At 68.8% G+C, this 17,060-nt stretch carries 18 protein-coding genes; 6 read left to right on the top strand and 12 right to left on the bottom strand.

Annotation, left to right across the window (positions count from 1 at the left end; all coding sequences use genetic code 11):
* Positions 1–214: 214 nt before the first annotated feature.
* Together ACZ1DY_RS06455 and ACZ1DY_RS06450 are read right to left on the bottom strand one after the other, a co-directional pair.
* On the bottom strand, positions 215–1,156 hold the full coding sequence (locus ACZ1DY_RS06455) for a cobalamin biosynthesis protein CobD/CbiB (RefSeq protein WP_465483856.1): 942 nt from the start codon (positions 1,154–1,156) through the stop codon (positions 215–217).
* Between the two features lie 52 nt (positions 1,157–1,208).
* Complete coding sequence (locus tag ACZ1DY_RS06450; RefSeq protein WP_465483855.1) at positions 1,209–1,904, bottom strand: FadR/GntR family transcriptional regulator; 696 nt, start codon at positions 1,902–1,904, stop codon at positions 1,209–1,211.
* Between the two features lie 103 nt (positions 1,905–2,007).
* On the opposite strand from ACZ1DY_RS06450, the gene ACZ1DY_RS06445 reads away from it, so the two are divergent.
* The 4 genes from ACZ1DY_RS06445 (at position 2,008) to ACZ1DY_RS06430 (ending at position 4,811) form a co-directional block, all read left to right on the top strand.
* A complete protein-coding gene (locus ACZ1DY_RS06445) occupies positions 2,008–2,502 on the top strand; it encodes a gluconokinase (protein WP_126736552.1) in 495 nt (164 codons plus the stop codon).
* Positions 2,499–3,866: a GntT/GntP/DsdX family permease gene (locus tag ACZ1DY_RS06440; protein WP_126736553.1), complete on the top strand. Its 1,368-nt coding sequence runs from the start codon at positions 2,499–2,501 to the stop codon at positions 3,864–3,866. Before ACZ1DY_RS06445 ends, ACZ1DY_RS06440 begins: the two co-directional genes overlap by 4 nt.
* 112 nt (positions 3,867–3,978) lie before the next feature.
* On the top strand, positions 3,979–4,305 hold the full coding sequence (locus ACZ1DY_RS06435; protein ID WP_257488987.1) for an ArsR/SmtB family transcription factor: 327 nt from the start codon (positions 3,979–3,981) through the stop codon (positions 4,303–4,305).
* The gene (locus ACZ1DY_RS06430; protein WP_257488988.1) at positions 4,302–4,811 is read left to right on the top strand and encodes an SRPBCC family protein; all 510 of its coding nucleotides are present in this window, start codon (positions 4,302–4,304) and stop codon (positions 4,809–4,811) included. The genes ACZ1DY_RS06435 and ACZ1DY_RS06430 overlap by 4 nt, the downstream gene beginning before the upstream one ends.
* Before the next feature lie 58 nt (positions 4,812–4,869).
* Here the strand turns inward: ACZ1DY_RS06430 and ACZ1DY_RS06425 are convergent, their stop codons facing one another.
* Genes ACZ1DY_RS06425 through ACZ1DY_RS06400 form a run of 6 tightly spaced genes read right to left on the bottom strand, consistent with a single transcriptional unit; the run spans position 4,870 to position 11,648 of the window.
* Entirely contained in the window at positions 4,870–5,874 is a 1,005-nt protein-coding gene (locus ACZ1DY_RS06425) for an N-acetylglucosamine kinase (RefSeq protein ID WP_257488989.1), read from the bottom strand.
* Positions 5,859–7,124, bottom strand: a complete 1,266-nt coding sequence (locus ACZ1DY_RS06420) for a 6-phospho-beta-glucosidase (protein ID WP_465483854.1) — start codon at positions 7,122–7,124, stop codon at positions 5,859–5,861. The genes ACZ1DY_RS06425 and ACZ1DY_RS06420 overlap by 16 nt, the downstream gene beginning before the upstream one ends.
* Positions 7,121–8,014 carry a carbohydrate ABC transporter permease gene (locus ACZ1DY_RS06415; protein WP_465483853.1) on the bottom strand — a complete coding sequence of 298 codons (894 nt, stop codon included), beginning with the start codon at positions 8,012–8,014 and terminating at the stop codon, positions 7,121–7,123. Before ACZ1DY_RS06415 ends, ACZ1DY_RS06420 begins: the two co-directional genes overlap by 4 nt.
* On the bottom strand, positions 8,011–9,000 hold the full coding sequence (locus ACZ1DY_RS06410; RefSeq protein WP_192746522.1) for a carbohydrate ABC transporter permease: 990 nt from the start codon (positions 8,998–9,000) through the stop codon (positions 8,011–8,013). Before ACZ1DY_RS06410 ends, ACZ1DY_RS06415 begins: the two co-directional genes overlap by 4 nt.
* A gap of 4 nt (positions 9,001–9,004) precedes the next feature.
* Entirely contained in the window at positions 9,005–10,387 is a 1,383-nt protein-coding gene (locus tag ACZ1DY_RS06405) for an extracellular solute-binding protein (RefSeq protein WP_126736559.1), read from the bottom strand.
* A gap of 10 nt (positions 10,388–10,397) precedes the next feature.
* Complete coding sequence (locus ACZ1DY_RS06400) at positions 10,398–11,648, bottom strand: ROK family transcriptional regulator (RefSeq protein ID WP_465483852.1); 1,251 nt, start codon at positions 11,646–11,648, stop codon at positions 10,398–10,400.
* Positions 11,649–12,051: 403 nt separating this feature from the next.
* On the opposite strand from ACZ1DY_RS06400, the gene ACZ1DY_RS06395 reads away from it, so the two are divergent.
* Together ACZ1DY_RS06395 and ACZ1DY_RS06390 are read left to right on the top strand one after the other, a co-directional pair.
* Entirely contained in the window at positions 12,052–12,435 is a 384-nt protein-coding gene (locus tag ACZ1DY_RS06395) for a TetR/AcrR family transcriptional regulator (protein WP_465483851.1), read from the top strand.
* Positions 12,432–12,794, top strand: coding sequence for a hypothetical protein (locus ACZ1DY_RS06390; protein WP_126736561.1), 363 nt, complete (start codon positions 12,432–12,434; stop codon positions 12,792–12,794). The genes ACZ1DY_RS06395 and ACZ1DY_RS06390 overlap by 4 nt, the downstream gene beginning before the upstream one ends.
* A gap of 104 nt (positions 12,795–12,898) precedes the next feature.
* Here ACZ1DY_RS06390 and ACZ1DY_RS06385 read toward each other — a convergent pair whose 3' ends face one another.
* From ACZ1DY_RS06385 to ACZ1DY_RS06370, 4 genes are all read right to left on the bottom strand, one after another.
* Entirely contained in the window at positions 12,899–13,147 is a 249-nt protein-coding gene (locus ACZ1DY_RS06385) for a hypothetical protein (protein ID WP_257488993.1), read from the bottom strand.
* Between the two features lie 204 nt (positions 13,148–13,351).
* Positions 13,352–14,365, bottom strand: coding sequence for an NAD(+) diphosphatase (gene nudC / locus ACZ1DY_RS06380; protein WP_465483850.1), 1,014 nt, complete (start codon positions 14,363–14,365; stop codon positions 13,352–13,354).
* A complete protein-coding gene (locus ACZ1DY_RS06375) occupies positions 14,365–15,741 on the bottom strand; it encodes a M16 family metallopeptidase (protein ID WP_257488996.1) in 1,377 nt (458 codons plus the stop codon). Before ACZ1DY_RS06375 ends, nudC begins: the two co-directional genes overlap by 1 nt.
* Positions 15,738–17,042: a M16 family metallopeptidase gene (locus tag ACZ1DY_RS06370; protein ID WP_192746527.1), complete on the bottom strand. Its 1,305-nt coding sequence runs from the start codon at positions 17,040–17,042 to the stop codon at positions 15,738–15,740. Before ACZ1DY_RS06370 ends, ACZ1DY_RS06375 begins: the two co-directional genes overlap by 4 nt.
* Between the last annotated feature and the right edge of the window lie 18 nt (positions 17,043–17,060).

Raw genomic sequence — 17,060 nt, 5'->3', positions numbered from 1 at the left:
AATCCACACAGTCGTCACACGGAGTAGGAGGTGTGTGGAGATAGGGACACTCAACGTCTCTATTTCCCCACACCCCTGCGCGGCAGCAAAGGTCCCTTGCTCTCTTTCCGCAGGTCAGAGCTCCAAGTGGTAGCAAAGGTCCCTTGCTCCCGCGCGGCGAGCCCGAGCCCGGGCAGGACCGGAAGAGGATGTCTCGAAGGGCACCTTCGGGGCGTCAGCGCCGCCGCCGCCCAAGCCCGACGACACCCGCCAGCACCACCGAGCTGAGGGCGCCCAGCCACCCGACCACCCGCGAGAGTTCCACAGCCCGCGTCACGTGCCCCGCGTCCGGGTTGCGGCCGATGCCGAGCACCGGCAGTTCCTCGACCCCGTGCGGATACACCGTCCGCCCGCCGACCCGGATCTCCAGCGCCCCGGCGAACGCGGCCTCCACGCGGCCCGCGTTCGGGCTCGGGTGCGCGGTGGTGTCCCGCCGCCACGCCCGCCACGCACCGCCCGCCGAGCCGCCGACGACCGGGGCCGCGAGCACGGTCAGCCCGGCCGCGACCCGCGTGGGCACCAGGTGGACGACCTCGTCCAGCCGGGCGACCAGCCATCGGTACCGCTCGGGACGCCCGCGCCCGAGGCCGCGCAGCAGGCTGATCGCGCGCGAGCCGAGCAGGCCGGGGACACCGGCCAGCGCTCCCCACACCAGCGGCGCGATGACGACGTCGGCGGTGTTCTCGGCGAGCGTCTCCACCGAAGCGCGCGAGAGGCCGATGACGCCGAGGTCGTCGGCGACGCGGGGGTCCAGTGTGGACAGTGTGCCGCGCGCGGTCTCGAGTTCGCCTTCTTCGAGGTCCCGCGCGAGTGACGTGCCGTGCGCGGCCAAGCCGGCGGCGCCGAGGACGGCCCAGGTGGTCACCGCGGTCGTGGTCGCCTGCAGGACGGGGCTGCGCCGTCCGGCGCGTTCGGCGAGGACGCCCGCCAGCACGGCGGAGCCCGCGAGGCCACCGGTCCACAGGATTCCGGCCACCGGATGCTTCGACCGTACCTTCGCGTCCACCGCCGAAGCCGCCCTGGCGAACACCGTCACCGGACGCCGGGACCGAGGATCCCCGATCGCCCCGTCCGCGGCCACCCCCAACACCAAGCCGATCGCGCGCGCCGCGCTCACGTCGCCCCCTGCCTGCAGTATCCCTCGAAGACCTGCAGAGATTACTCGAAGATCATCCGTCCAGGAGGACGGCCATCTCGTCACGCGCCTGGATGACGATGTCGCGCATCGCGCGTTCGGCCCGGTCGGCGTCGCCGGCGTCGACGGCCGCCGCGACCTCGACGTGCAGGGCGACGGCTTCGGGTTGCGGCTGCTCCGGCATCAGCCCGTGTCCGGTGCGCCCGGCAAGCACCGCGGCGACGACCGCCGAAAGCTGCGCGAACATCGGATTCCGCGACGCGGACAGCAGCAGATCGTGGAACGCGACGTCGTGCCCCAGGAAGGTTTCGAGGTCCCGCCGGCGCGCCGTCTCCTCCAGCCTCTTCGCCAGCGCCCGGAGACGGCCGCCTTCTTCCGGAGTCGCCCGCAGCGCGGCATACCGGGCGGCGCAGGGTTCGACACCGGAACGCAGTTCGGTCAGGGTGCGCAGCGCGGTCTTCCGCTCGGATCCGTCGAGCTGCCAGCGGAGCAGCCTCGGGTCGTAATGGTTCCAGTCGCGCGGCTCGCGCACGATCACCCCGACCCGGCGTTTGCTGCTGGTCAGGCACATCGTTTCGAGGACGCGCACCACCTCGCGCGCCACCGTGCGCGACGCGCCGAACCGTTCTTGGAGCTCCTCCGAGCGCAGGACGGAGCCCGGCGGGAGCTCCCCGTTCGCGATCGCGGAGCCGAGCGCGTCGAGCACTTCGGCATGCCTGTCGTTGCCCACCAGGCGACTCTAACGTTCTGACTCGATTAAGTAGTACTTGATGTTGCTTAAGTAGTACTTTTGAGCTGTACTCGTCCCGGCTACAACGACGTGGGAGGTACGGATGACCGTCATCGTGGTGATGGGCGTTTCCGGCTCGGGAAAGACGACAGTGGGCACGGCACTCGCCGAGCATCTCGGCGTCGACTACGCCGAAGCGGACACGTTCCATCCGAAGGCGAACATCGACAAGATGAGTTCCGGTCACCCGCTGAACGACGAAGACCGGCAGCCCTGGCTCGAAGCCATCGCCGCCTGGATCTCCGATCACCAGTCCACCGGCGGCGTCGTGACGTCCTCCGCGCTCAAGTACCGCTACCGCGACATCCTGCGCGGCGGCGGCGACGTCTGGTTCCTGCATCTGCACGGCGACCGCGACCTGCTCGCCGACCGGATGAAGACCCGCTCCGGCCATTTCATGCCGGTGTCCCTTTTGGACTCCCAGCTCGCCGACCTCGAACCGTTGCAGCCGGACGAATTCGGTCTCGTCGCCGACATCGCGAAGAAGCCGGAAGAGATCGTAGAAACCGCCCTTTCCGCTTTCAAGGACCGCCGATGACCACCACACTCGCCGCCGCCTGGACCGGACACGACACCCGCCTCATCGGCGCGACGGTGCTCGCCATCGCCGTGATCGTCGTCCTGATCACCAAGGCGAAGCAGCATCCGTTCCTGGCCCTGATCCTCGGCTCCGGCGTGCTCGGGCTCGTCGGGGGCATGCCGGTGGACAAGCTGATCAAGAGCTTCAGTTCCGGCGTCGGTTCCACCGTCGCCTCGGTCGGCGTGCTGATCGCGCTCGGCGCGATGCTCGGCAAACTGCTCGCCGACTCGGGCGGCGCGGATCAGATCGTCGACACCATCCTGCGCCGCGCGGGCGACCGCGCCCTGCCGTGGGCGATGGCGCTGGTCGCCGCGCTGATCGGGCTGCCGATGTTCTTCGAGATCGGCCTCGTCATGCTGATCCCGGTGATCCTGCTGGTCGCCAAGCGCACCGGGAAACCGCTGCTGATGCTGGGAATCCCCGCGCTCGCCGGGCTTTCGGTGCTGCACGGTCTCGTCCCGCCGCACCCCGGGCCGCTCGCCGCCGCGGGTGCGCTGAACGCGAACGTCGGCCTCACCCTGGCCTTCGGCCTGCTCGTCGCGATCCCGACGGTGATCATCGCCGGGCCGCTGTTCGGCAAGCTGGCCGCGAAGATGGTCCCCGACGCCGTCGCGCCGGAACGCCTCATCCCGGAATCGTCCTCTTCGGACGGACGGCGGCCCGGCTTCTTCGCGACGCTGTCCACCGTGCTGCTGCCCGTCGTGCTGATGATGGGCAAGGCGCTCGCGGACATCCTGCTGGAGAAGGAGAACCACGTCCGCCGCGTGCTCGACTTCATCGGCGACCCGCTGGTCGCGCTGCTCGCCGCGGTCCTGCTCGGCATGCTGACCCTCGGCAAGTCCGCGGGTTTCACGCGGGACAAGCTGTCGTCCACGCTGGCGGACTCGCTGCCGCCGATCGCCGGCATCCTGCTCATCGTCGGCGCGGGCGGCGGGTTCAAGCAGACCCTGGTCGACGCCGGGGTCGGCAACGTCATCACCAGCCTCGCCACCGGCGCGAACCTGTCGCCGCTGCTGCTCGGCTGGCTGGTCGCGGTCGCGATCCGGCTCGCGACCGGCTCCGCGACGGTCGCGACCGTGTCCGCCGCCGGCATCGTGGCCCCGCTCGCCGCGACCATGGACCCGTCGCACAGCGCGCTGCTGGTGCTCGCGATCGGCGCCGGTTCGCTGTTCTTCTCCCACGTCAACGACGCCGGGTTCTGGCTGGTCAAGGAGTACTTCGGGCTTTCGGTCGGGCAGACGCTGAAGAGCTGGTCGATCATGGAGACGGTCATCTCGGTGGTCGCGATCGCGCTGATCCTGCCGCTGGGCGCCCTCCTCTAGCCGAAGCGCGTGAAGGCCCCCTTCCCTCGGTTCAGCCGAGGGAAGGGGGCCTTCACGCGCTCCAGGAAACTTCCGGTTGACACGTGACCTTTTGGTCACATATTCTTCCGGTGTGCCCGACGACGACCTGGTATTCAAGGCCCTGGCGGATCCGACCCGCCGGTTCCTGCTCGACCAGCTGTTCGCGCGTGACGGCCGCACGCTGACGGAGCTCGAATCCGAAGTGGACATGAGCCGGTTCGGCGTGATGAAGCATTTGAAACTGCTCGAAGAAGCCGGACTTGTCGTCACGCGCAAGGAGGGCCGGGAGAAGAAGCACTTTCTCAACCCGGTGCCGATCCGCCAGATCCACGACCGGTGGATCGACAAGTTCACGGAGCGCAACGTGGCCGCGTTGCTCGATCTCAAGGCCGAACTCGAAAACGAGGAGCCCTCATGACCGACACCCAGGTTTACCGCGTCTACATCAAGGCCACCCCGGAGAAGATCTGGGACGCCATCACGAAGCCCGAATGGTCGCGGAAGTACGGCTACACCGGTCTCGTCGACTTCGACCTGCGGCCGGGTGGCAAGCACGCCACCCACCCCACGCCGGAATACGTCGAGGCGGGGTTCACGAACGACCTGGTCGACGGTGAGGTTCTCGAGGTCGACCCACCGCGCAAGCTGGTCATCACCTGGAAGCTGCTGATGGACCCGTCCTTCGACAAGGAGCCGTACACCAAGCTCACCTATGAGATCGAAGAGACGAAGACCGCGGGCACCCGGCTGACCGTCACCCACGACGTCACCGACGCGCCCACGACGGCCGCGCTGCTCAACGGCTCGCAGGAGGACATCAACGCCGGACCGGGCGAGAACGCCGGTGGTGGCTGGCCGTGGATCCTCTCGGACCTCAAGACGCTGCTGGAGACGGACGAGCCGATCGTCCCCGCCGCCTCCTGAGCGCGTGAAGGCCCCCTTCCCTCGGCTGAGCCGAGGGAAGGGGGCCTTCACGCGCGATCTAGACCCGTTTGGTGGCGGCCTTGAGGGAGGCTTTCGCGGCGGCGGAAGCACCGATGGTGTCCAGCGCGAACAACGCCGCGCCGACCACCGGGGCGACGTCGACCACCTGGATCGCGGCCTGCGGCGCCACCTTCAGGCACCGCCGCTCGATCTCCGCGATCACCTGCGCGCCGACCCCGGTCAGCACTCCCCCGCCGAGGATGACCTCAGGCGCTTCCTCGGTGAGCTCCAGCCGTCGCAGGATGACCGACACCAGCAGGGCGACCTCTTCGACGAACCGGTCGACCACGTCCTGGGCCACCTCGTCGCCGCCCGCCGCGACGGCGAACAGCAGCGGGCACAGGGCGTGGATCGAATCGGAGTGCAGCTCCCCGAAGTGCAGGCGCTCCACCACTTCCAGCACCGAAGACGTCTTGAAGTGCGCGGTGACGGCGGTTTGCAGAGCCGTGCCGGGACCACGGCCGTCCTCGGCGCGGACGGCCCACCACAGCGCCTCCTCGCCGAGCCGGTAGCCGCCGCCCCAGTCGCCGGAGATCTTGCCCAGCGCGGGAAACCGGTGCTCACGGCCGTCGGCGCTGACGCCGGCCCCGTTGATCCCGGCGCCGCACACCACCGCCACGCCCGTCCCGTCGGTACTGCCCGCGCGCAGCAGCGCGAGCGTGTCGTTGCCGACGATCAGCGTGTCGCTCCAGCCGCGCGCGGCCAGCGCGGCGTGCAGGATCGCTTCCTCCTGCGGGAAGTCCAGCCCCGCGAGGTAGGCCGACGTATGTGTCGCGAAAGGACGGTCGGCGGGAAGCCCTGCCCCGCGAAGGGCTTCCAGGACCAGCTTCTCCAGTGCCTGGACGCTGCCGTCGACCCCGATGTTCTGCGGTGACGCGCCCGGCCCTCGCGACTGTCCGAGCACCCGTCCGTCCCGGGAGACGATCAGGACGTCGGTCTTGCTGTTGCCGCCGTCGATCGCGACGACGACGTCGGCTGACCCGGCCGTCATGCCCCCGCCCACGGCAGGAACTCGCGGTTGATCCGCACCAGCGAGTCGGCGAGCTGATCGGCCTTGGTGTACTGGCCGACCAGCGGGTGCGCGAGCAGCGCGTCGGCCACCCGGTCGCGGCCGCCCTTGATCGCCGCCTCCAGCGCGAGATGCTCGTACGCGGTCACGCCGGCGATGAGCCCGGCGAACCGCTGCTCCACCGGCGGCTGCGGGATCGGGCGCGGCCCGGAACCGTCCACAAGGGACGGAACCTCGATGACGGCGTCGTCCGGCAGGAAGTCGAAGGTGCCTTCGTTGCGCACGTTGACGACGTGCTCCTCCGCCGGGCCACCCGAGGTGAGCGCGTGCACGAGCTGCACCGCGGCCTCGGAATAGTAGGCGCCGCCCCGCTTTTCCAGCTGCTCCGGTTTGGTCACCACCTCCGGGTCGAGGTAGACCTTCAGCAGTTCCTCCTCGACGTCGCTGACGACGTCCGCGCGCGGCCGCTCGGTGCGCTGCTTCGCGACCTGCTCGTCGTGCCCGTAGTAGTACTTCAGGTAGTACGACGGCACGACGTTCATCCGCCGCATCCATTCGACCGGCGCGGTGACGTGCTCACCGAGGAATTCCGCGTGCTCCGCCAGCAGCTCCGGCAGCCGGTCCTCGCCGTCGACGAGCACCTTCCGTTCCCAGCTCAGGTGATTCAGTCCGGTGTGGACGAGTTTGACGTCGTCGACACCGGCGCCGAGCAGCTGCGCGAACGTGCGCTGGAGGTGGATCGCGACGTTGCACAGCCCGACGGCGCGGTGGCCCTCGTTCAGCAGCGCACGGGTGACGATGCCGACGGGGTTGGTGAAGTTGACGATCCAGGTGTCGTCACCGGCGATCTTCCGCACCCGGTCGGCGATGTCGAGCACCACCGGAACGGTGCGCAGCGCCTTCGCGAGGCCGCCCGCGCCCGTGGTCTCCTGCCCGACACAACCACAGGCGTGCGGGAAAGTCTCGTCCCCGCGCCGCGCGCGCTGCCCGCCGACCCGCAGCTGGATCAGCACCGCCGACGCCCCGTCGACGCCCTCTTCGAGGCTCGACGTGGTGCGGACCCGCGCCGGATGCCCGGCGTGGCTCAGCAATCGATTGCTGAAGTCCCCGACCGCCTCCACCCGGTACGCGTCCGGATCGATCAGCACGATCTCGTCGACGTCCAAAGTGGACCGCCGTCCGGCGATCCCGTCGATCAGCTCGGGCGTGTAGGTGGACCCACCACCGACGACTGCCAGTTTCATCCCTTGACCCCTGTGAATGTGATGCCCTTGACGAAGGACTTCTGCGCGAACACGAACAACACGATCACCGGCAGCATGATCAGCGCGGTGGCCGCCATGGTGAGGTTCCATTCCACGTGGTGCATGCCGCGGAACGACGCGATCGCCAGCGAGAGCGGCCAGCTGTCGCGGGTCTCGCCCGTGTAGAGCAGCGGACCGAAGTAGTCGTTCCAGGTGAACAGGAAGCAGAACATCGCGGTGGCCGCGATCCCCGGCTTCGCCATCGGGATCAGGACCTTGACCATCGCCTTGAACTCGTTGCAGCCGTCGATCTTCGCCGCTTCGAGGTAGTCCTTCGGAATGGTGAGGAAGAACTGCCGCAACAGGAAGATCGAGAACGCGTCGAAGAAGAAGTACGGCGCGATCAACGGGATCAGCGTCCCGGTGAACCCGAGCCGCACCCACAGGTCGTACAACGGCACGACGGTGACCTGCGGGGGCAGCATCATCGCGGCGACGGTCAGCATGAAGAACAGGTTCTGCCCGCGGAACTTCAGCTTCGAAAGGGCGTACGCGGCCGGGATCGCCGAGACCAGCGCCCCGACGGTGGCCAGTGTCGAATACAGCATGCTGTTGCCGAAGTACCGCAGCAGCGGCGCCTTTTCGAACACCTCGATGAAGTTCTCGAAATGCCATTCCTTCGGCCAGAAGTTCGACGAAAGCGCCTGGTCGCTGGACATCACCGCGGTGAGGAACACGAACAGGATGGGCAGCATGAAGATCACGCCCATCGCGATGCCCACGCTGTGCGTCGCGATCCAGTAGAGCTTCTTGTCCCATTGGCGCCGCATCCGCACCTTCGGCGGTTCGGAAGCGGGGGCGGCGGGCTGCCGCTCAGCGAGTGTCGTCATCCGCCTTCCTCCTGGTGCTGGGACTTACGAAGCTGCCGGACCAGAATCCACGTGAACCCGGCCGAGACGACGAACAGCAGGACCGCCATAGCCGCCGCGTAACCCATGTTGAAGTACCGGAAACCCTGGACGTACAGCCAAACCGGATAGGTCAGCGTCGAGTTCTGTGGCGCGCCGATGAACTTTGTGTTGCCCGCGACGTCCGCCGCGCCCGCCGCGGCCGATCCCGCGACGATCGCCTGCGTGAAGAACTGCAACGCGAAGATGATCGAGTTGACGATGCCGAACAGCAGCACCGGCGAGATCGACGGCAGCGTGACGTGCCAGAACCGGCGGACCGGCCCGGCGCCGTCGAGTTCCGCGGCCTCGTACTGCTCCTGCGGCACGTCGAGCAGCGCCGCCAGGATGATGATCATCAGCTCGCCCGAACCCCACATCACCAGCAGGGTCAGTGCCGGCTTCGACATCGCCGGGTCGTTGAACCACAGTCCGCCGTCGATGCCGACGAAGTCCAGGAACGCGTTCACCGGGCCGTATTCCGGGTTGAACAGGAACACGAAGGCCAGGGTCGCCGCGGCGGGCGGGGCCAGCGAAGGCAGGTAGCACAGCGTCCGGACCAGGCCGACGCCCGACTTCAGCCGGGAGATGACGGAGGCAACGCCGAGCGCGAACACCACCCGGCACACGGTCAGGACGATCACCAGCCACAACGTGTTGTACGCGGCGGTGCCGACCAGCGGCTCGCTGGTGAACATCCGGACGTAGTTGTCGAAGCCGATGAACTCCGGCGCGTTGATCAGGTCGTACCGGGTGAACGAGTAGTACACCGTGGCGATCAGCGGGTACCCGAAGAAGATCAGGAAACCCAGCATCGCCGGGGCGATGAAGTAGAAGACGGTGCGACGGCGGCGCGCCGCGTTCCCCTTCCGCGTCCGGGTGGACGCGGAAGGGGAGGCGACCGCCCTGGAATCCAGGGTCGAAGTCATGCGATCAGCCGCCGGCGCGTTTCTGGGCCAGCTCGTCGTTGATCTGAGCGTCGACCTGCTTCAGACCCGCGACCATGTCGGGGACGTTGCCCGCCTGCCACTTCTCGGCGAAGTCGTTGACCGCCTTGAGGTGCGCGTCGCCGATCGGGGTCGACGGGTTCGGCGTCAGCTTGCCGCCGTTGTACAGGTCGAGGAACGTCTTGAACTCCGGCGTGACCTCGAGCTTCGGGTCGGTCAGCGCGGCCTTGGTGCTCGGGACGTTCTTCAGGCCGTTCGACAGCTCGACCAGCGTCGCCGTGTCGAGGGTGACCTGCTTGATCAGTTCCCAAGCCGCGCCGGGGTTCTTGGCGCCCTTGGGGATCGCGATGATCGTGCCCGTGGTGAACGCGCCGCCGTAGCGGTCGGGCTTGCTGTCGAGCACCGGCGGGGCCGCGGTGCCGAACTTGAGCTCCGGCGCCTGGTCCTTGATGAACGCGGTGCGGTACTCGCCGTCGATCATCATCGCGAGCTTGCCGCGCTGGAAACCGTGGTCCGCCGAGTACTCCTCGCCGAGACCGGCCTTGAACTGCTCGACCTTGGCGTGGCCGCCGTAGAAGTCCACCAGCTGCTTCTGGAAGTCGAACATCGCCTTCCACTCGGGGCTGTCGGCGAGGTGCGACTGACCGTCGGGGCCGAGGTAGCTGGCGCCGAAGTTCGGGGCCCAGTACTGCGCCATGTTGGCGTAGAACGGCATCGACGGCAGGAAACCGGCGACCTTGATGGAGCCGTCCGCGTTGAACTCGGTCAGCTTCTTGGTGGCCTCGAACAGTTCCGAGGTCGTCTTCGGCGGCGACGTGACGCCCTTCGCCGCGAACATGTCCTTGTTGTAGTAGAAGCCGTAGACGTCGGCGAGCAACGGCATGGCGCAGCGCTTGCCCTGGAACTCGGTGTAGCTGCGCACGGCGTCGGGGATCTGCGTCAGGTCGATCTTGTCGCGGTCGATGTAGGGCTTGAGATCCTGGAAGCTGCCCGTCGAGCACCACGCGCCGAGGTTGTCGGTGAAGAACGAGATCGCCACGTCCGGCGGGTTGCCACCGCGGATGGACTGGGTGATCTTGTCGTCGTCCTGCTGGCCCTCGTGCTTGATCTCGATGTTCGGGAACTTCGCCTTGAGCTTGTTGAGCCCGGCGGTGACCACGTTGTACTCGCGGTCGGTGAACTTGCTGTAGACGGTCAGCGTGAGCTTCGCGTCCGCGGCGGGGGCGGCCGCCGCGTCGCCCGCCCCACCGTTCGGGCCGCTTGCGGCGCCCGAACAAGCGGACACCAGTGCGGCGACGGTGACCGCGCCGAGCACTATCGAGCCGCGCCAACGGCGGCCACTTCTCCGAACCTGGGTCGTGGAACTCATGACCCTCCTCCTAGTTGGTTGGGGCGGGAGACGGTGGTTCTGTTCGTGAATCCGGGATCGCCACGATCGGATTTGGCTCTCCCGCCCCGGACCGCCCGGGCCCGAGGAGCGAAGGGGTGTTGACGCCGAAGACGTCCCGGCGGACCGTGGCGAGCGCCGATTGGAGCGCGCCCGCGCGGACCGCGTTGCCCTGCACCGAAGCGACCCCGACGGGGGTGCGGGGCAGGACCAGTTCGTGCAGCCTTTTCGCGACCAGTGCGGCGAATTCGTCGCCGCCTGCCCGGCTGGTGTCGCCGGAAAGGAGCACGAGTTCGGGGTCGACGACCGCGATCAGTCCGGCCGCGCCGCCCGCGACACGGCGGGCGAGGTCGTCGAGGAAGGCTTCGTTGTGGCTTTCGCGCGCCTTGACCACGGCGTCCGCGCCGGTTTCGGCCTCGATGCCGTGCGCGGCGGCCAGCTCGACGACGGCCGGGGAGGCGACGAGATCACCGAAACGATCTCCCGCGCGCGGCTTTTCCTTGGGCGTGGCAACGGAAACCGGATCGGGCACGCGCATCCAGTCGATCTCGCCGCCACCGCCGGTCGCGCCGCGCAGCAGCCTGCGGCCGACCACCACCGCGCCGCCGACGCCGTCGCTGAGCCAGATCATCACGAAGTCGTCGAGCCCGACGGCCTGGCCGACCGTCATTTCGACGATCGCGACGAGGTTGACGTCGTTCTCGATGGTGACCTCGACGCCGAGCTCCCGGCTGAGCCTGCGCGGCACGTCGAAACCGAGCCAGCCGGGGATGTGGGGCGCCGAGGAGAGCAAACCGGTGCGGGGATCGAAGGCACCCTGCGCGCCGATGACGACGTGGCGGAGATCGGTGGCGGCGAGCCCGGCACTGTTCGCGACGCTGGTGAGCGCCGCGCCGAACGTGCCGACGACGTCCGCGCCCTCGTGGACCGGCAGCGGGACCTGGTACTCGGCGAGCACCGCGCCCGTGACGTCGGCGACCACGAAGTCGGCCTGCTGCGGCGTCAGGTCCACGGCCGCGACGTAGGCGACGCCGCCGTTGACCTGCCAGAGCTGGGCCCTCGGGCCGCGGCCCCCGCCGCGGACGCCCGCCTTGGTGACGACGTCGTCCTGCTCGAGACGGGTGAGCAGCTGCGCCGTCGCGGGCTTCGACAGGCCGATGGCGACTTCGAGCTCGGAGCGCGTCAGAGGGCCGTCCCTGAGGAGGACCTCGATGGCCGCGCGATCGTTTATCTCGCGCAGCATTCGCGGACTGCCGGCTCGCACTTGGGTTCGCTCCCGACTTCGTTAGGAAACTTTACAGACGGTTTCCGGGGACTGTAGTGAGCCGAGCCACAGCCGTCAACGGGGTCGGGAAACGGGGAGGTAACGCTTGCCGTGTTCCGCACAGTGGGTATGGGTACCGGTGCGGAGGGTGGCCACTGGCGAGCACCTGGGGGCCGATTGGACGACACGCGTGATCCGACGGACGACACGCGTGACTGGAGGGACGACTCGAACATCAGCCGCGTGTCGTCCATTCAGTCACGCGTGTCGTCCGCCCAAGCACGCGTGTCGTCCGTCTGGTCACGCGTGTCGTCCACCCAAGCACGCGAGACGGCCACTGGAGTTCTTGACCGGTCATTCTTGAATGACTATTCTCAAACCCATGGCCCGACCACGCCAGTTCGACGAGAAGACAGCGATCGAAGCCGCGGCGGCGGTCTTCCGGCAGCGGGGATACCACGCGACCTCGGTCGATCACCTCGTCGAGGCGACCGGCGTCCACCGGGGGAGCCTGTACGGCGCGTTCGGCAGCAAGCACGGCCTGTTCGTCCGGGTGCTGGAGCACGTCGCCGCCGACCGGCACGACAGCGCCGGACGGCTCGACGTCCTGCTGGTCGCTCTGCTCGAAATCGCACCCGAGGACGAGCGGTTGCGCGCGCGGGTCCGGGCCGTCATCGAGGACGGCGGGACGACCCCGGACGAGCTGGGAAGACGGCTGCTGGCCCGCGCCGGATTGCCGGACATCGACAACGGAGGAACGACATGAGCAACAACCGCGTCACCATCACCGGAGACCGCCTGGTGGTCGAACCGGTGGGGATCGACAAGATCTGGTCATTCACCCGGCGGCTCGAATTCCCGCTTGCCCACGTGCGCGGCGCGACGCACGATCCGGGGATGCGTGACGAGCCGAAGGGCTGGCGCGGGCCGGGTCTCCACCTGCCAGGGAAGCTCTGCGGCACCTTTCACGCCGACGGCGACCGGCAGTTCTGGAACGTCTCCGGCTTCGACCGCACGGTCGTCATCACCCTCGACGAGGCCGAGGACTTCAACCGGCTCGTGCTCACGGTCGACGATCCCGCCGGGACCGTCACCGCCGTCAACAACGCGATCGCGGTCGCGTGACGACCCGGTCGAGTGCGTGAAGCCCCTTTACGCACAGCCGCGTCGAAGGGCCGCTCAGGAGGTTCGAGGCCTCCCGAGCGGCCCTTCGGCGACGCGGTGGTGGATCAGAAGTTGGGCTGCACGTACAGGTCGTACGCCCAGGGGATCACGTTGGAGGGATAGCACATCCACCCATCCCAGTCCCCGGCGATCTGGCCGTGGTGACCGCTGATCCCGCACTCCTCTTGGTTCGGATACGTTTTGAAGTACTCGTAGTCCGAGGCCTGCGCCGCTCCCGCGGTCACGGCGCTGAACGAAACGAAGGCCGCGACAGCGGCTCCGGCGACGGCGAACCGCCGCAAGGTGTTCTTCATGTTTTCCCCAGTGTCCTGACTCGACGATCCTGAAAACCGGACGGCCGGAGATTAGCGGACGCCGGGATCACCGCGTGATCAAACGCGTAACTCGCGTGATCGAAGGCGTAACTCGCGTGCTTGGAGACGTAACTCGTCCAATCAGTGAGTTACGCGTCCAATCACGCGAGTTACGCGTTCAAGCACGTGAGTTACGCGCCGGGATCAGACGCCCGCCCAGGCCGCCAGCATCACGCGCGCGATCGACGAGTTCCCCGGCAGCACGAGCTGCCGGGTGCCGCCGGCGATCGGCGTCGGCACGGCGCCCGCGTTCCGCAGCTGGCTGTTCGCGAAAGCGGCCCGCACCTCCTCGCGCGAAACCCAGAACGCCTCTTCGATCTCGCCCTCCGCGGGCACGATCGTCGACGAGATGTCGGCCCGCGCGGTGAAGCCGAGCATGATCGACCGCGGGAACGGCCACGGCTGGCTGCCGAGATAACGCACATCGCGCACCTCGACACCGACCTCTTCGCGGATCTCCCGCTCGACACAGCCTTCGAGCGACTCCCCCGCCTCGACGAAACCGGCGAGGATCGAATACCGGTCCGGCGGCCAGATCGGCTGCCGCGCCAGCAGGACGTGCTCACCGTTGACGCCGGCGTCGTCGTGCACGAGACAGATCACCGCTGGGTCGGTGCGCGGGTACTCTTCCCGGCCGCAGCCGGTGCACTTGCTCGCCCAGCCCAGCTGGATCAGCTCGGTCGGGCTGCCGCAGCGCGTGCAGAACTTCGCCTGCCGCCGCCAGGCCTGCAGCGCCTGCGCGGTGGTGAACAGCCCGGCCGACGTGTCGTCGAGCAGGTCGCCGTAGCCGCGCAGGTCGACCCAGATCTCGCCGTCGCGGCGCTGGACCTGTTCGATGACGCCCCAGCTGCCCGCCATTTCGACGGTCTCGGTCTCCCCGGCGGGGCGGCCGGGCATCGACCAGTAGTCGGTGCCCTGCCACTCCCCCAGGAAGACCGCGTCGGCGGGCGGCTCGGTGCCGAAGTCCTGCGATTTGCGGGTCGCGAGCGTGCCGGAACCCTCCACCACCGGGGTGCGCGCGTGCTCGTCGAGCAGCACGATCCGGGCGTTCGGCCAGCGCTCGGCGAGCCTGTCCGGGTTGGTGCGCAAGGATTCCTGACGGTCCGCCGTGGAGCGCGAAAGCGTCGGGAGCGCCCCCAACCCGAACGGCGTCTCCATCAGGAGGGCTCCCCGACGGTCACGTCGCCCAGCGCCGTCAGCTTCGGCGCGAGGACCTCGGCGTCGCCGACGACGACCCCGGTGAACCGCTTGGGCGCGAAGAACTCCAGCGCCGCGTTCGCCACGTCTTCGGCGGTGACCGCGGCGAGGCGCTCCGGGTGTCCGGCCAGCCATTCGACGCCCAGCCCCGTCGCGGCGAGCGCGGACAGCTGCGCGGCAAGGCCACCCTGCGACGACGCCGCCGTGACCAGCGAACCGATCGCGTACTGGCGCACCGACTCGACCTCGTCGGCGGTCGGCGGCACGAGGCCGAGCCTGGCCAGCTCGTACCGCGTCTCCAGGAGCGCGGCGGCGGTCGCGTCGGTCGCGGTGTCCGCGTCGACGTTCACCACGGCGGTCTGGTCGGTGAACTCGAAACCGGAGTGCGCGCTGTAGGTGTAACCCTTGTCCTCGCGGATGTTCTCGACCAGCCGCGACGAGAAGTACCCGCCGTACACGAGGTTCGCCAGCTGCAGCGCCGGATACCGCGGGTCCGTGCGCGACACGGTCTGCGCGGACAGCCGGATCTGCGACTGCACGGCACCGGCCCGCGGCACCAGCAGGACGTTGCCGCCGACGAGGTCGGGCAGCACGGGCAGGCGGACGGCGGAGCGGTCCGAAGCCCAGCCGCCGAACGCCTTCTCCAGGTCGCCGATGACGGTATCCGGGTCGATGTCGCCGACGATCACCAGCACGGATCCCCGCGGCAGCACCGAAGCCCGGTGCAGCGCGCGAACCTGTTCCGGCGTCACGACCGCCACGTCTTCGGCCTGCGGGACCTCGCGCACGGCCGGGTGGTCGCCGTAGCGGTGCTTCTGCAGCGCCTCGCGGGCGATAGTCCTCGGCTGGGTGCGGGAGACGGCGATCCGCTCGATGAGCCGCTCGCGTTCCCGCTCGACCTCGGCGTCCGCGTACGACGCGCCGGTGAGCGAGTCGGCGAGGACGTCGAGCATCGTCGGCAGGCCGTCGGCCAGCGAGGTACCGGTGATGATCAGGCGCTCCGGGTCGACACCGGAGGCGAGGTCGCCGCCGATCAGCGCGAGGTCCGCGTCGATCTCGATGCGGTCGCGGCGGGCGGTGCCGGTCAGCAGGGTTTCGGCCAGTACCTCGGCGGTCGCCGGGTGCAGCTTGTCTTCACCGGCGAACGGGATCCATACACGCAGCTCGACCAGCGGCACGGTGGGCTTGCGGACGGCGAGCACCCGCAGCCCGTTGCTCAGCGTGGTGTCCACATGGGACAGATCGGCGGCGGCGCGCTGTGTCCCCAGCGAAGGGACCGGACGCGGCCCGGCGGCCGTGCGGCCGATCTCCTCGGCGGTGCGGTGCGGTGCGCTCACTGCTCGGTACCTTCCTGGTCTGAAGATCCACTACCGGGGCGGACGACGAGCACGGCGCGCGAATCCGGCCGCAGCGCCTTCGCCGCCGCCGAAACGGCCTCCCCGGTGATCGCCGAGATCTTCTCGGCGAGCCGGTACACCAGCGAAGCGTCGCCGTAGAGCAGCTCGAACGAGCCGAGGGCCAGCGTGCGGGACACCAGCTTGTCGTGCTCGGAGTGCAGGCTCGCGGCCCAGCGCGCGGTGACCTTCTTGATCTCCTGGTCTTCCGGCGGCGTGGCCGCCAGCTTCTCCAGTTCCTCGTCCAGCGCGGCGAGGACCTGGTCGGTGCCGACCTCGTGCGGGTGGATCGCGGTGATGGTGAACGTGTCCGGGTCGCGGGCCTCGAACGGCCCGAACAGCCCGGCGCCCGCGCCGATGTCGACGACCAGCGGCTCCCGGTGCACCAGGCGCTGCTGCAGGCGGGAGCCGTCGCCGTCGGTCAGCACGCCGGCGAGCACGAGGTTCGCCAGGTAGCCGTCGAGGTCGTTGATCGGATCCGGCATGCGGTAGCCGACGCCGACCGCGGGCAGCGGGGCGTGCGGGTCCACGTGCTCGCCGCGCAGCTCGCCCTCGGGCGCGGGCTCGGCGAACGACGGACGCTGCGGCGCGGGCCGGTGCGGCACGTCGCCGAAGTGCTTCTCGATCAGCTCGCGGGCCTCCTCGACGGTGAAGTCACCGGCGACGGTCAGCACCGCGTTCGCGGGCGAGTAGTAGGTGTCGAAGAAGGCCGCGCAGTCGTCGAGGGTGGCCTGTTCGAGATCCTCGAAACCGCCGTAACCGTTGTGCGCGTTGGGGAACGTGGAGTAGAGCACCGGCGGGAGCAGGATCCACGGGAACCCGCCGTACGGCCGGTTCAGCACGTTGAGGCGGATCTCCTCCTTGACCACGTCGATCTGGTTGGCCAGGTTCTCCTGCGTCAGCTTCGGCGCCCGCATCCTGTCCGCTTCGAGGAACAGGGCGCGCTCGAGAGCCGCGGCGGGGAGGACCTCGAAGTAGTCCGTGTAGTCCGGATGGGTGGAGCCGTTGAAGCTGCCACCACTCGACTGGACGTACCGGAAGTGCGCGAGCTTCTCCAGGCTCTCGCTCCCCTGGAACATCAAATGCTCGAAGAGGTGCGCGAAACCGGTGCGCCCTTCGGGCTCGGAACGGAAGCCCACGTCGTAGTGGACGCTGACACCCACCACCGGAGCGGTCGCGTCGGGCGCGAGCACCACGCGCAGACCGTTGTCGAGGGTGAATCGGACAAGCTCGGGATCGGCCATGCGCACCACCCTACGGGC

The sequence above is a fragment of the Amycolatopsis sp. PSD-21 genome, from assembly GCF_055561455.1.
The sequence above is the reverse complement of the archived record's forward strand: the minus strand, read 5'-3'. Positions and strand labels throughout refer to the sequence as shown.